This is a genomic window from Arthrobacter sp. TE12232 (assembly GCF_054062615.1).
In genome coordinates, this window is sequence record NZ_JBSSFK010000001.1 from 668,783 (window position 1) to 682,964 (window position 14,182).

9 protein-coding genes and 1 tRNA gene are annotated in these 14,182 nt (G+C 66.1%); 1 reads left to right on the plus strand and 9 read right to left on the minus strand.

Translation table 11 applies throughout. From position 1 onward, the window contains the following. Positions 1-137 precede the first annotated feature (137 nt). The 3 genes from ACVWZ7_RS02995 to ACVWZ7_RS03005 form a co-directional block, all read right to left on the minus strand. The gene (locus ACVWZ7_RS02995; protein WP_456506950.1) at positions 138-413 is read right to left on the minus strand and encodes a hypothetical protein; all 276 of its coding nucleotides are present in this window, start codon (positions 411-413) and stop codon (positions 138-140) included. Between the two features lie 75 nt (positions 414-488). Then, entirely contained in the window at positions 489-1,619 is a 1,131-nt protein-coding gene (locus tag ACVWZ7_RS03000) for a tyrosine-type recombinase/integrase (protein ID WP_456506951.1), read from the minus strand. 86 nt (positions 1,620-1,705) lie between these two features. Further along, positions 1,706-1,787 (minus strand) — tRNA-Leu (locus ACVWZ7_RS03005). Between the two features lie 205 nt (positions 1,788-1,992). Between ACVWZ7_RS03005 and ACVWZ7_RS03010 the strand changes: the two genes are divergently transcribed. Continuing rightward, a complete protein-coding gene (locus ACVWZ7_RS03010; protein WP_018772478.1) occupies positions 1,993-2,598 on the plus strand; it encodes an ANTAR domain-containing response regulator in 606 nt (201 codons plus the stop codon). 121 nt (positions 2,599-2,719) lie between these two features. On the opposite strand, the gene pyk is transcribed toward ACVWZ7_RS03010, so the two are convergent. From pyk to trpB, 6 genes are all read right to left on the minus strand, one after another. Next, positions 2,720-4,222 carry a pyruvate kinase gene (pyk, locus tag ACVWZ7_RS03015; RefSeq protein ID WP_116767454.1) on the minus strand — a complete coding sequence of 501 codons (1,503 nt, stop codon included), beginning with the start codon at positions 4,220-4,222 and terminating at the stop codon, positions 2,720-2,722. 83 nt (positions 4,223-4,305) lie between these two features. Next, positions 4,306-5,763, minus strand: a complete 1,458-nt coding sequence (locus ACVWZ7_RS03020) for a glutamate synthase subunit beta (protein ID WP_456506952.1) — start codon at positions 5,761-5,763, stop codon at positions 4,306-4,308. Further along, positions 5,756-10,372, minus strand: coding sequence for a glutamate synthase large subunit (gltB, locus tag ACVWZ7_RS03025; RefSeq protein WP_456506953.1), 4,617 nt, complete (start codon positions 10,370-10,372; stop codon positions 5,756-5,758). Before gltB ends, ACVWZ7_RS03020 begins: the two co-directional genes overlap by 8 nt. Before the next feature lie 264 nt (positions 10,373-10,636). Beyond that, entirely contained in the window at positions 10,637-11,920 is a 1,284-nt protein-coding gene (gene lgt / locus ACVWZ7_RS03030; protein ID WP_344368047.1) for a prolipoprotein diacylglyceryl transferase, read from the minus strand. Positions 11,921-11,923: 3 nt separating this feature from the next. Continuing rightward, on the minus strand, positions 11,924-12,760 hold the full coding sequence (gene trpA, locus ACVWZ7_RS03035) for a tryptophan synthase subunit alpha (RefSeq protein WP_456506954.1): 837 nt from the start codon (positions 12,758-12,760) through the stop codon (positions 11,924-11,926). Further along, the gene (gene trpB / locus ACVWZ7_RS03040) at positions 12,757-14,115 is read right to left on the minus strand and encodes a tryptophan synthase subunit beta (RefSeq protein ID WP_116767459.1); all 1,359 of its coding nucleotides are present in this window, start codon (positions 14,113-14,115) and stop codon (positions 12,757-12,759) included. The genes trpA and trpB overlap by 4 nt, the downstream gene beginning before the upstream one ends. Positions 14,116-14,182: the final 67 nt, after the last annotated feature.

A 14,182-nucleotide genomic window follows, 5' to 3' on the forward strand; every position in this document is an offset into this window, starting at 1 on the left:
AAGGCGGGTGGTCTTCTGGTCCTTCTATGTTCAGCGGTAAATGTTCCACGCTAGCTTTCATTCTGCCCGTTACGGGCAAGCCGGTGCATGGTGCCCGTCACACTCGTCAAATCCGCTGGACCCCGGATGGTCTTTGCTCAGTTCGCTGAGGCAAGCCTGATTTTTGCTCGGGTGCCGATAAGCCTCTCCTTTGCCGCCTGGCGATGGCTGACAGCGAGGGGCGCGTCTGCGCCACCCGGAAGGATCTCACTCAACTTCGCGATTTCCAGAATGTGCTCGGACGTGAAAACAATCTTCCCTTTTCCCCAGCAGGCATGGGGAAAGCGTCCGCTGGTCGCGCCGTCGCGAAGCCATGACTCCGTGCAGCGCATGAGGGCCGCAGCTTCGGCTGGCTCGAAGAATTCGATGTCCATGGAAACCTCCAAGGGAAGAAGCTGGTTTCCACTTTCATGCCGCTGTAAAGACTCGCCGACATGACCTGAGCACCCTCACCGGAGAAAGGCCGTCACCGAGCGCTCCGTGGCGTCCGCACCGGCCTGCAGGGCTTCCGGCATCAAGTGCCCGTAAACCTGTTCAGTAGTCCTTGTAGAGGCGTGCCCCAGCCTACGTGAGATGGTGAACAGAGGCACGCCGTCCTGAATGAGCCAGGACGCATGGGTATGCCGTAGATCGTGGATCCTCGGATCCTTCGTCAGTCCAATAGCCTGGGCCGTGCGAACGGCAGGAACCCAGTAGTGGTGCCAGTAGAGCTTGTGAATGATGCGCCCGCCCTTGGGAGTAGTGAACACAAGTTCTTTCCCCGATCTGCTGGCGACCAGCGGGATCAGCAGCTCCACGAGTGCGGGGTTAAGTCCGATGGTCCGCTTGCCGGCACCGGTCTTCGTTGCACCAACGTAAAACTTCGAGTGACCGTCCCGTTTCCACGCCTTGTTGATCCGCGCTGTCGGAGGCTTGGACAGGAGGTCCACGTCCGCCACGGTCAGCGCGGTGGCCTCTCCAAAACGAGTGCCGGTCATGACCAGGAAATTCGTGAAGGCCTTGTAGCGCTCACCCATCCCCTCCATGATGAGGCTGAATTCAGCATGGGTGAGAAACATGGCCTCATCCTCAGCCTTCTCAATGGGCGGCAGCTGCACGCCCCGGCAAGGGTTCCGCGGAATGTACCCCAGCATCTCTGCAGTATTCATTGCGGCGGAGATGAGGCCATGAACGTTGTGGACTGTCTTCGGCGCAAGCCCCTTTGCCATCATTGATTTCACCCAGTGCGCGAGCAACCGATAGTCGAGCTTGTCCGCCGGAACATGACCGATGACATTTCGGACGTGGAGATCCAACATGGTTTGGTACGTCTTGATGGTTCCACTCGATGGCCGAACCAAAAGATCAATGTGCTCCTGGATGACTTCAGCGATGGTGGGTGTGCGTTTGGCGTTGGAGAGGATGGCGTGCTGGGCGATCTCGAAGGATTGTCCATTGGCGTCCAGAAGCCTCTTCAGGGTCTCAGCTTCGACGAGAGTGGCGACGGTCAGGCCCTGCTGCTCACGGCTCTTCGGGTCCCGCCACAACACCATGTAGGACGCTGTTCCGTCCTTTTTGATGCGTTTTCGAATGCTGGCCACACAAAAACGGTACGCCGCTGTCAACACTTTGGGCGGTTTTGTCAACACCCGAAGAGGAAACAGGCCTTTGACCTGCGAAAACACTGTGCCCGAGGTGGGACTCGAACCCACACACCTTTCGATACCGCATTTTGAGTGCGGCGCGTCTGCCAATTCCGCCACTCGGGCGCGGAGTACACCAGTGTAACAATCACTCAACCACAGTGCTGTGAGCAACGCGATCGCTTCCAGTGCGCGAAATTACTCTACATGCAGATAGGCTGAATTCCAGAATCGCGCCAGTGACGCCGCATCGAACCAAACCGGTCCAAGTACATCGGCGGACGAAACCTATGATGGTGTAGTTCCCGCCGTACCTTTCCAAGGAGTTCCCGTGTCAGAACAGACGGAGTCAACACCCACTTCCCAGCCGGCGCGCCGCGTAGTTGTCGCCGAGGATGAGACTCTCATCCGCCTGGACATCATCGAGATCCTGCGCGGTGAAGGCTACGACGTCGTCGGCGAGGCAGACAACGGCGAAAAGGCCGTGCAGCTTGCCGAGGAGCTCAAGCCCGACCTCGTCCTGATGGACGTCAAGATGCCTGTCATGGACGGCATCTCGGCCGCAGAGAAGATCGTCAAGGCCCGGATCGCCCCCGTGGTTCTGCTCACCGCGTTCAGCCAGAAGGAACTTGTGGAGCGGGCCCGTGACGCCGGCGCCATGGCCTACGTGGTCAAGCCGTTCACCCCGGCGGACCTCATCCCGGCGCTGGAGATCGCGCTCTCCCGCCACGAGGAGATCAAGGCCCTCGAAAGCGAAGTCACCGACCTGCAGGAGCAGTTCGCCACCCGCAAGCTCGTGGAGCGCGCCAAGAGCCTCCTGACCACCAAGATGGGCCTGACGGAGCCTGAAGCCTTCCGCTGGATCCAGAAGACCTCGATGGACCGCCGCCTGAGCATGCGCGAGGTCGCCGAAACCATCATCAACCAGGTCAACTAGCCGCACCCCGGCCGCACAACCGCGGCCGCAAGCAACTCAGCAACTCAGCAACAAAAAGGGAGGATCCCCGCCAACCGGCGGAGATCCTCCCTTTTGTGTTCAAGCGTTCACGCGTTCAGGACTAGCCCTGGCCGCGGTTCTTCTTCTTCTTTTCCGGCCAGGGGCCGAGCTTGTCCTTGGTCACGGCGGCTGCACCGTGGCTGCCGGCGTCGGCGAGGTCGCCCACCTTGTGGACCTTCAGCAGGTTCGTGGAACCGGCCTTTCCGGGAGGCGAACCGGCGGCGATAACCACCATGTCGCCGTCCTCCACCAAGCCCAGTTCCAGAAGGCTGCGGTCAACCTGGGCGGTCATCTCGTCGGTGTGGCCCACCATCGGGACCAGGACCGGCTGGATGCCCCAGGTCAGCGCGAGCTGGTTCCAGACGTGCTCCACCGGAGTGAAGGCGAAGACCGGCCGGATCGGCCGCAGCCGGGAGAGGCGGCGGGCGGAGTCACCGGACTGGGTGAAGGTACAGATGTACTTCGCTTCCAGCTGGTCGGCGATCTCGACGGCGGCACGGGTGATGGCGCCGCCGCGGGTCCTGGGCTTGGTACCCAGCGGGGGGACGCGCTCCAGGCCGTGGACCTCGGTGGATTCGATGATCCGGGCCATGACCTTAACGGTCTCGATCGGGTACTTGCCCACGCTGGTCTCGCCGGAGAGCATCACCGCGTCGGCGCCGTCGAGCACTGCGTTGGCGCAGTCGGAGGCCTCGGCGCGGGTCGGGCGCGGGTTGTCGATCATGGACTCGAGGACCTGGGTGGCCACGATGACGGGCTTGGCCCAGCGGCGGGCCAGTTCGACGGCGCGCTTCTGGACGATCGGCACTTCCTCCAGCGGAAGCTCCACACCGAGGTCGCCACGGGCCACCATGATGGCGTCGAAGGCGTCGATGATCTCGGGCAGCTGCTCCACGGCCTGCGGCTTCTCGATCTTGGCGATGACCGGCACGCGGCGGCCTTCCTCGTCCATGATCTCGTGGACCCGGACGATGTCCGAGGCATCGCGAACGAAGGACAGGGCGACCATGTCCACGCCGCGGCGCATCGCCCAGCGCAGATCGTCCTCGTCCTTTTCGCTCAGCGCCGGCACGTTGACGGCCACGCCGGGCAGGTTGATGCCCTTGTTGTTCGAAACCCAGCCGCCGACAACCACCTGGGCAACGACCTTGACGGCGTCGACCTCGATGGCGCGCAGGGCAACCTTGCCGTCGTCGATCAGCAGGGCATCGCCCGGCTGGACGTCCTCGGTGAGGCTCTTGAGCGTCGTGGAGCAGATGTCCTTGGTGCCCGGAACGTCCTCGGTGGTGATCGTGAACGTGTCACCGACCTCCAGGAGGTGCGGTCCGTCCACGAAGCGGCCCAGGCGGATCTTCGGGCCCTGCAGGTCGGCCATGATGCCCACGGCCTTGCCAAGCTGCCCGGCAGCCTTGCGGACGTTCTCGTAGGTGTTGTCGTGCACGGAGTAATCACCGTGGCTCATGTTCATGCGTGCCACGTCGACGCCGGCTTCCAGCACGGCAAGCGTGTTCTCGAAGCTTGCGATTGCCGGTCCGAACGTGGCCACGATTTTAGCGCGTCTCATATACCTACCCTAGTGGTCTGTTGCATGGATGAAGTTGAAGCGAGTGTGAATCCCTGATGACCGAAATCCAGTGACCGGAAGGGCTACAGGACGGCCATCGCCCGGTCGGTCGGTGCCACCGGGGCCGGCAGGATGGTGCTGCCCATCAGGAACTTGTCCACCGCGGCGGCGCAGGCGCGCCCCTCGGCGATGGCCCAGACGATGAGCGACTGCCCGCGGCCGGCGTCCCCGGCAACGAAGATGCCCTCGGTGTTGGTCATGTAGTAGCCGTCGCGGGCCACGTTGCCGCGGCCGTCGAAGTCGGCGCTGACCTGCTCGGTGATCCCGGCCGGCTCGGCTCCCGTGAAGCCGAGGGACAGGAAGACGAGGTCCGCCGGAATGATCCGCTCGGTGCCGGCCTTCGGGAGGCGCTTGCCGTCGACGAATTCGGTCTCTGCGACCTTGACGCCCGTGAGCTTGCCGTTTTCTCCGACGAACTCGACGGTGGAGGCGAGGTAGGTGCGTTCGCCGCCTTCCTCGTGCGCGCTGGCGACCTCGAACAGGGTGGGGAACGTCGGCCACGGCTGGTGGCCGGCACGCTCGAGGGGCGGCTGCTTGCCGATGGCCAGGGTGGTCACGGAGGCGGCCTGGTGCCGGTGCGCGGTGCCGAGGCAGTCCGCGCCGGTGTCGCCGCCGCCCAGGATCACCACGTGTTTGCCGGCGGCGTTGATCTGGTTCTCGACGGTCTCCCCCGCCACCACCCGGTTGGCCGGGACAAGGTAGTCCATGGCGAAGTGCACGCCCTCGAGCTCGCGGCCCGGGATCGGCAGGTCACGCGGGACGGTGGCGCCGGTGGCGACCACGACGGCGTCGTAACGGCGGCGCAGCTGCTCCCACGTGACGTCGGTGCCGACGGCCACGCCGGTGCGGAACCGGGTGCCCTCGGCCTTCATCTGCTCCAGGCGGCGGTCCACCTGCTCTTTTTCCATCTTGAAGTCGGGGATGCCGTAGCGCAGGAGCCCGCCGATCTTGTCGTCGCGCTCGTACACAGCAACGGTGTGGCCCACGCGGGTCAGCTGCTGCGCGACGGCGAGTCCGGCCGGGCCGGAGCCGACGACGGCGACCGTCTTGCCGGTCAGTCGGGCCGGCGGCAGCGGGTTGACCCAGCCGTTCTCGAAGGCCTGGTCCACGATCGATACCTCGACCTGCTTGATGGTCACCGCGGGCTGGTTGATGCCCAGCACGCACGACGCCTCGCAGGGGGCCGGGCAGAGCCGGCCGGTGAACTCGGGGAAGTTGTTGGTGGCGTGCAGCCGTTCCATCGCTTCCTCGCCCTTGTCCCGCCAGATGAGGTCGTTCCATTCCGGGATGAGGTTGCCCAGAGGGCAGCCCTGGTGGCAGAACGGCACGCCGCAGTCCATGCAGCGGCCGGCCTGGGCCTTCAGGACGCCCTTCTCCTGGGCTTCATAGACCTCTTTCCAGTCCATGATGCGGACCGGAACGGGACGGCGCGGCTGGGTTTCACGCTGACGTACTTTCAGAAATCCGCGTGGATCAGCCACCGGTCACCTCCAGGATTCGAGACCAAACTTCTTCGCCGTCGGGGTCAAGGCCCTCTTCGATGGCGTCAAGACGGGTTTGCAGGACGGCCGCGTAGTCGCGCGGCAGCACCTTGGTAATGCGGGCTGCGGTGTCGTCGAAGTTCTCGAGGAGCCGGGCCGCGTTGAGCGATTCGGTTTCCTCGACGTGCTTGACCAGCAGTCCATGGACAATGTCACGGTCCTCGGCGTCGAGCTCACGCAGCTGCAGCTCGCCGGACTCGAGGGCCTGCTTGTTGACGCGTTCGGTCTGCAGGTCCAGCACGTAGGCCGTACCGCCGGACATGCCGGCGCCGAAGTTGCGCCCGGTGCGGCCGATGATCAGCGTCTGGCCCCCGGTCATGTATTCGCAGCCGTGGTCGCCGATTCCTTCGACCACCGCGGTGGCGCCGGAGTTGCGGACCAGGAAGCGTTCGCCCACCTGGCCGCGCAGGAACATCTCGCCGCTCGTGGCGCCGTAGCCGATCACGTTGCCCGCGATCACGTTGCGTTCGGCCGGGAACACGTTGGTGCGGTCCGGCCGGACGATGATGCGGCCGCCGGAAAGACCCTTGCCGACGTAGTCGTTCGAGTCGCCGAACATGCGCAGCGTAATGCCGGCCGGCAGGAAGGCCCCGAGGGACTGGCCGGCGGTGCCGTTGAGCGTGATGTCAATGGTGTCGGTCGCCAGCACGTCGGTGCTGAACGTCTTCGTGACCACGTGGCCGAGCATGGTGCCGACCGAGCGGTCTGTGTTGATGACGTTCACCGAGATCTTCACCGGGGTGCGGTCGCTGAGGGCTTCGGCCGCCATGGCGATCAGGCGCTGGTCGAAGTGCTTGTCGAGCTCGTGGTTCTGTCCGGTGAGGTTCCGCAGCGGGGCGTCGTCGTCGAACTCGAGGCCGTGCAGGATCGGATCCAGGTCCAGCCCTTCGGCCTTCCAGTGGTTGATCGCGTCGCGGGAGTCGAGCATCTCGGCGTGGCCGATCGCCTCCTCGATGCTGCGGAAACCGAGCTCCGCGAGAATTTCACGGACCTCTTCGGCGAGGAATTCGAAGAAGTTCACCACGAATTCCGGCTTGCCGCTGAACCGCGAGCGGAGCTCGGGGTTCTGGGTCGCGACGCCCACCGGGCAGGTGTCCAGGTGGCAGACGCGCATCATGATGCAGCCGGAGACCACCAGCGGGGCGGTGGCAAAGCCGAACTCCTCGCCGCCAAGCAGCGCGGCGATCACGACGTCGCGGCCGGTCTTGAGCTGGCCGTCCACCTGCACCACCACGCGGTCGCGCAGGCCGTTGAGCATGAGCGTCTGCTGTGTCTCGGCCAGGCCGAGTTCCCACGGGACGCCGGCGTGCTTGAGCGAGTTCAGCGGCGAGGCGCCGGTACCGCCGTCGTGTCCGGATACGAGCACGACGTCGGCCTTCGCCTTGGTGACGCCGGCCGCCACGGTGCCGATCCCGACCTCGGAGACGAGCTTGACGTGCACGCGGGCCGAGGGGTTGGCGCGCTTGGCATCGTAGATCAGCTGCGCGAGGTCCTCGATCGAGTAGATGTCGTGGTGCGGGGGCGGCGAGATGAGGCCGACGCCGGGCGTCGAGTGCCGCGTCCGGGCCACCCAGGGGTAGACCTTCTGCGCCATCAGCTGGCCGCCTTCGCCGGGCTTGGCACCCTGCGCCATCTTGATCTGGATGTCGTCCGCGTTGGACAGGTACAGGCTCGTGACGCCAAAGCGGCCGGAGGCGATCTGCTTGACAGCGGAACGGCGGGTGGGATCGAGCAGGCGGTCCACGTCCTCGCCGCCCTCACCGGTGTTGGACTTGCCGCCCAGCCGGTTCATGGCGATCGCGAGGGTCTCGTGGGCTTCCTGGGAGATGGAGCCGTAGCTCATGGCACCGGTGGAGAACCGCTTGACGATGCTGGAGACGGGCTCCACTTCCTCAAGCGGCACCGCGGGACGCAGGCCGGCCTTGAACTTCAGCAGGCCGCGGAGGGTCATGAGGTTCTCGGACTGGTCGTCCACGCCGCGGGTGTAGGCCTTGAAGATGTCGTAGCGGCGTTCACGCGTGGCGTGCTGCAGCCGGAAGACGGTCTCCGGGTTGAACAGGTGGGGTTCGCCGTCGCGGCGCCACTGGTATTCGCCGCCGCCGAGCAGCGGCTGGTGCGGCAGTTCGATCCCGTTCTCGGGGTAGGCCATCCGGTGGCGTGCCAGGACTTCGGCGGCGACGACATCGAGGCCCACGCCGCCGAGCTGGGAATGCGTGCCGGAGAAGTACTCGTCCACCAGATCCTGGCCGAGGCCGAGCGCCTCGAAGGTCTGGGCACCGGTGTAGGAGGCCACAGTGGAGATGCCCATCTTGGACATGATCTTCAGGACGCCCTTGCCGAGGCCCTTGATCAGGTTGTACACGCCGTCCTGCGGGGTGACGCCGACGACGTCACCGGAGGCGATGAGCTGTTCCACGGATTCCATGGCCAGGTAGGGGTTCACGGCCGAGGCGCCGTAGCCGATGAGCACGGCGACGTGGTGCGTCTCGCGGACGTCTCCGGCCTCCACCACGAGGGCGGTCTTGGTGCGGTTGGCGCTGCGCAGCAGGTGGTGGTGCACGGCGCTGACAAGCAGCAGCGACGGGATCGGCGCCCACTGGGCGTTCGAGTCGCGGTCCGAGAGCACTACGTACTGGACGCCGCGGTTGATCGCGCCGGAGACCTGCTCGCAGATTTCGGTGAGGCGGGCGCGGAGGGCGTGCTCGCCGCCTTCGGGGCGGTAGAGTCCGCGGACCTTCATGGCGACCTTGTCGCCGTCGGCGCTCTCGATGTTCGCGATCTTGGCGAGCTGGTCATTGTTGATCACGGGGAACGGCAGCGAGACCTGCGGCTGCCGGACCTGCTTGGTGTCCAGCAGGTTGCCGTTCGGGCCGATCGCGCACGTCAGGGACGTGACGAGCTCTTCACGGATGGCATCCAGCGGCGGGTTGGTGACCTGCGCGAAGGACTGTACGAAGTAGTCGAAGAGCAGCCGCGGGCGCTTGGACAGCACGGCCACGGGGGTGTCGGAGCCCATGGCACCCAGCGGTTCGGCGCCGGTGCGCGCCATCGGTCCGAGCAGGATCTTCAGTTCCTCGGTGGTGTAGCCGAAGGTCCGCTGGCGGATGTTGACCGACGCGGCCGTGTGGACAACGTGCTCGCGCTCGGGGAGGTTCTTGAGGTCGATCAGGTTGTCCTTGAGCCATTCGGCCCAGGGGTTCGCCGCGGCGACCTCGGCCTTGACCTCGGCGTCGTCAATGATCCGTCCGGCCCCGGTGTCCACCAGGAACATCTTGCCCGGCGAGACGCGGCCCTTCTTGACCACCTTGGAGGGTTCGACGTCGATCACGCCGACTTCGGAGGCGAAGACGATGAGCCCGTCTTCGGTGATCCAGTACCGGCCCGGGCGCAGCCCGTTGCGGTCCAGCGTGGCGCCGACCAGGTTGCCGTCCGTGAAGGAAACAGCAGCGGGCCCGTCCCACGGCTCCATGAGCATGGAGTGGTACTCGTAGAAGGCGCGGCGCGCCGGATCCATGGTGGCGTGGTTCTCCCACGCCTCCGGGATCATCATCATGATCGAGTGGGTGATGGGCCGGCCGGAAAGCCAGAGCAGCTCCGCAACCTCGTCAAACGAGGCGGAGTCCGAGGCGCCGGGGGTGCAGATCGGGAACAGCTCTTCGGGCGAGTCGCCCAGCAGCGGGCTGGCGAGCTGCGACTGCCGCGCCCGCATCCAGTTGCGGTTGCCCTTGACGGTGTTGATCTCGCCGTTGTGCGCGATCGTGCGGAACGGCTGGGCCAGCGGCCAGGACGGGAACGTGTTGGTGGAGAAGCGCGAGTGGACGATCGCGAGCTTGGTCTTGAAGCGCTTATCCGAAAGGTCCGGGTAGAACGGTTCCAGCTGCGCGGTGGTGAGCATGCCCTTGTAGACGATCGTCCGCGAGGACAGCGACGGGAAGTACACGCCGAACTTGTTCTGGGCGCGCTTTCGGATCCGCCAGGCGCGGGAATCGAGCTCATTGCGTTCGAGGGTTTCCCCGGTGCTGGAGGCGAAGAACGGCTGGGAGAAGTGCGGCATGCAGGCGCGGGCCATTGCCCCGACGAGGTCCGCCACAATCGGGACTTCGCGCCAGCCCAGGACCGTAAGGCCCTCATCGGCGGCGAGGCTTTCGATTCCGGCCCGGGCGGCATCGGATTCGCGCTGCTCGGCCGGCAGGAAGGCGGTTCCCACGACGTACTGGCCGGGGGCGGGAAGCTCGAAGTCGGTGACTGCGCGGAAGAATTCGTCCGGGACCTGCATGAGGAGGCCGGCGCCGTCGCCGGTGCCCTCATCGGCGCCCACGGCGCCGCGGTGCTCAAGGTTGCGCAGTGCGGTCAGGGCCGCGTCGACGATGTCGTAGCCCGGCTCACCGCGCAGCGTGGCGATGATGGCCAGACCGCAGGCGTCCTTCTCGTTCTCCGGGTTGTAGAGCCCGGCCGCGGCCGGCATCGACGCAAAACGGGCGAAGGGTGACGTTGCGGCCGTCGGCTGGTCCGGATCGGACCAGCTGGGGCTGTGAAGAGTTTGGGTCATTGGAGACGTCCTTCCTCCTGATCGTGCGTATGGGAGGGACAACATTGGCCCCACTCGGCACGCCGGTGTGATGGGCGCAACAGAGTGTTTTTCTAACTGGAATTGTAGGCCAGCCCGGCCTTCTGTAGTAACAGTTACGCAGGTACTGGCCAGGGCTTGCGTGGACAGCGCCTATCTGCTGTCCAAAACATTCCCTCTTGCCACGACGCTGTGGTGTCGGGTCCTGCGAGCGGTGGCTCCGCAACCCGAGTTGCCGGTGCCGAGTTACTTGGTGCCCTCGGCCTCCGGCGCGGTTTCGGTTGCCTGGCGGCCGGATACTCCGGCTGCCGGATCTCCGGTGGCGGGCTTGGTGCCGCCGGTGGAGTCCTTGCTCGCGCCAGCATCTTCGTCCGCAGGTGCGGAGACAGAAGCGGGTGCGGGACCTGGTCCGCTTTGGTTATCTCGGAGATTACCACGGGATTCACTATCTGAGACAAGTGTGTCCGCATGGCGGATGGATGTTGCGCCGGCGGGAACAGCGTCAGCAGTGCCTTTATCAGCAGTGGCGGCAGCACCGGTTTCGACGGCGGAGACCGCCGCGGGAACCGCTTCGGCGTCAGGCTTCCCGGCCGTCCCGGCGGTTTCCACGTCGGCGGTTTCGGCTGCCGGTTCCCGGCCCGGGAGGAACGGGGTGTCCGGGCCTGAGGGCTTGCGCAGCCCGAGGAGGATGAAGGCGATCAGAGCCCCGATGAGGACAAAGATGCTGGTCCAGACGTTGAGCCGGGTGGTGATGCCGAACAGGCTGATCTGCTCGGCGTCGTCGATCCGCATGGCTTCGATCCACACCCGGCCCAGGGTGTAGTAGACGGCGTAGAGGCAGAAGAGACGGCCGCGGCGGAAGTTGAACTTCCGGTCCAGGGCCAGCAGGATCACGACGCCGGCCAGGTTCCACAGGGACTCGTAGAGGAACGTCGGGTGGAAGAGTGTGTCGGCGGGCATACCGGCCGGAAAATTAGGGCTGTTGGGGTCGATCTGGAGCCCCCACGGCAGCGTGGTGGGGCCGCCGAAGAGCTCCTGGTTGAAGTAGTTCCCCCACCGGCCAATTGCCTGGGCCAGCAGCAGCCCGGGGGCCGCGGCGTCCATGAAGGCGCTCAGCTTCACCCCGGCCCGCCGGCACCCGATCCAGGCGCCCACCGCGCCGAGGACGACGGCGCCCCAGATGCCCAGGCCGCCGCGCTGGATCTGCGGAATCAGGGAGAGGTCGCCGGTGCCGTTGAAGCCGGGGCCGAAGTAGGCATCCGGTGAGGAGAACACGTGGTAGAGCCGTCCGCCGATGATGCCGAACGGAATGGCCCAGATGGCGATGTCCCACACGCTGCCCTCGGGCGCGCCGCGGCGCGCCCAGCGGACGGAGGTGAGCCAGAGGCCCGCAACGATGCCGGCGAGGATGCAGAGGGCGTAGGCGTGGATGCGCAGTGACCCCCACGGCAGCGGGATGTCGAATCCGGACCAGCTAGGGCTCGGAATGCTCGCGGGAATCATCGCCGCCGCGTGGAGGACTGACTGCATTGCTTACGCTTCTTCCTTGGTAAGGCCAGTGCTGAGGTCTTTCGTCAAGGCGGCTACCGCATCCACGCCGCCGTCCCGGATGGCCGCGACGAGGGCGGTGCCCACGATCACGCCGTCGGCGTACTCGGCGATCTCGCGGACGTGGTCCGCATTGGAGACGCCCAGGCCCACGCAGACGCGTTCGGCGCCCGCGGCGTGCGCGGCGGCCACAACGTCCTTGGCCGCGGAGCTGACCGAGGTCCGGGCGCCGGTGACGCCCATGATGGAGACGGCGTACACGAAGCCGCGGCTGGCCTCGACGGTCCGCTTCATGCGTTCCGGAGAGGACGAGGGCGCCACGAGGAACACGCGGTCCAGTCCGTACTTGTCCGAGGCCGCCATCCATTCGGAGGCTTCGTCGGGGATCAGGTCCGGAGTGATGAGTCCGGCTCCCCCGGCCTCGGCAAGGCTGCGGGAAAACTCGTCCACGCCCATCCGGACCACGGGGTTCCAGTAGGTCATGACCAGGACGGCGGCGTCAGTCTTGCTCGTGATGCCGCGGACGACGTCGAAGACCTGCCGGACGTGGAAGCCCTTCGCGAGGGCCTCCGTGGTGGCCGCCTGGATGACCTGGCCGTCCATGACCGGATCCGAGTACGGGATGCCGATTTCGATGAGGTCGGCGCCGTTCTCGGCCAGGGCGATGCCGGCGGCAATGCTGTCTGCGACGCTAGGGTAGCCGGCCGGCAGGTAGCCGATCAGGGCTGCCCGGCCCTGGGCCCGGGCGCGGTCAATGGCGGCCGCCGACTTGCTGGCGTGCTGTGCGGCGGCCTGGTTGGCGCCGTCGTGGATGGTGCTCACAGTTGCTCCCCCTCTTTGGCGATTTCGGCTTCGGGTGAGTCCTTGTCCAGCAGGTCGAACCATTCCGCGGCGGTGGCCACGTCCTTGTCGCCGCGGCCGGAGAGGTTGACGATCACGATCTTGTCTGTTGCTTTGCCCTCGGGGCCGGCCTCGGCCGCGAGCCGCTGGCCCACCTTGATGGCGCCGGCGAGGGCGTGCGCGGACTCGATGGCGGGGATGATGCCCTCGGTGCGGCAGAGGAGCCGGAAGGCCTCCATGGCTTCGCTGTCCGTGATGGGCTCGTAGCTGACCCGCCCGATGTCAGCGAGATAGGAGTGCTCGGGGCCGACCCCGGGGTAGTCCAGGCCCGCCGAGATGGAGTGTGATTCGATGGTCTGGCCGTCATCGTCCTGCATGAGGTAGGACCGTGCGCCGTGCAGCACGCCCGGCTTGCCGAGGGTGATGGTGGCTGCGTGGCGTCCGGTTTCGACGCCCTCGCCCCCGGCTTCGAAGCCGTAGATCTTGACCGAGGGGTCATCGAGGAAGCCGTGGAAGATGCCGATGGCATTGGAGCCGCCGCCGATGCAGGCACAGACGGCGTCCGGAAGCCGGCCCGTCTGGTCGAGGATCTGGGCCCGGGCTTCCTCGCCGATGACTTCGTGGAAGTAGCGGACCATCGCCGGGAACGGGTGCGCGCCGGCGGCGGTCCCCAGCAGGTAGTGGGTGGTGCCCACGTTCGCGACCCAGTCGCGCAGGGCCTCGTTGATGGCGTCCTTGAGGGTCTGGGAGCCGTTGGTCACCGGAATGACCGTCGCGCCGAGGAGTTCCATCCGGGCCACGTTGAGGGACTGCCTGCGGCAGTCCTCGGCGCCCATGTAGACAACGCATTCCAAGCCCAGCAGGGCGGCCGCGGTGGCGCTGGCCACGCCGTGCTGCCCGGCGCCGGTTTCGGCGATGACGCGGGTCTTGCCCATCCGCTTAGCCAGCAGCGCCTGGCCCAGGACGTTGTTGATCTTGTGCGAGCCCGTGTGGTTGAGGTCTTCGCGCTTGAGGAAGATCCGGACTCCGCCTGCGTGCTCGGCGAAGCGCTTGGCCTCGGTCAGCAGTGAGGGCCGGCCCGAGTAGTTCTTGTTCAGGTCCGCGATCTGGGCGGTGAACTCAGGATCGGCCTTGGCCTTCTCGAAGGTGTCCTCGAGTTCGTCCAGGGCTGCGATGAGCGACTCCGGCATCCATCGGCCGCCGTAGTTCCCGAAGTAGGGTCCCGGGGCGTGCCGCAGGGACGGTTCGCCCTGCGTGGGATGTTCCTGGGGGCGGTCGCCCTGCAGGAACGCGTCCACGGCACTTTCGTCTGAGCCGGTTGCTGGCGCATCGACCATCAGTCTCACCATCCTGTTCCACTGCTAGCTTCGGGGATCTGCACATGAGATCCGCTCGTTGTCCGGG

What these genes read in the sequence shown, in the direction of transcription:
- ACVWZ7_RS02995 (WP_456506950.1), bottom strand. Translation starts at nt 413, where the DNA reads ATGGACATCGAATTCTTCGAGCCAGCCGAAGCTGCGGCCCTCATGCGC.
- pyk (WP_116767454.1), bottom strand. Translation starts at nt 4,222, where the DNA reads ATGAGACGCGCTAAAATCGTGGCCACGTTCGGACCGGCAATCGCAAGC.
- gltB (WP_456506953.1), bottom strand. Translation starts at nt 10,372, where the DNA reads ATGACCCAAACTCTTCACAGCCCCAGCTGGTCCGATCCGGACCAGCCG.
- lgt (WP_344368047.1), bottom strand. Translation starts at nt 11,920, where the DNA reads ATGCAGTCAGTCCTCCACGCGGCGGCGATGATTCCCGCGAGCATTCCG.
- trpB (WP_116767459.1), bottom strand. Translation starts at nt 14,115, where the DNA reads ATGGTCGATGCGCCAGCAACCGGCTCAGACGAAAGTGCCGTGGACGCG.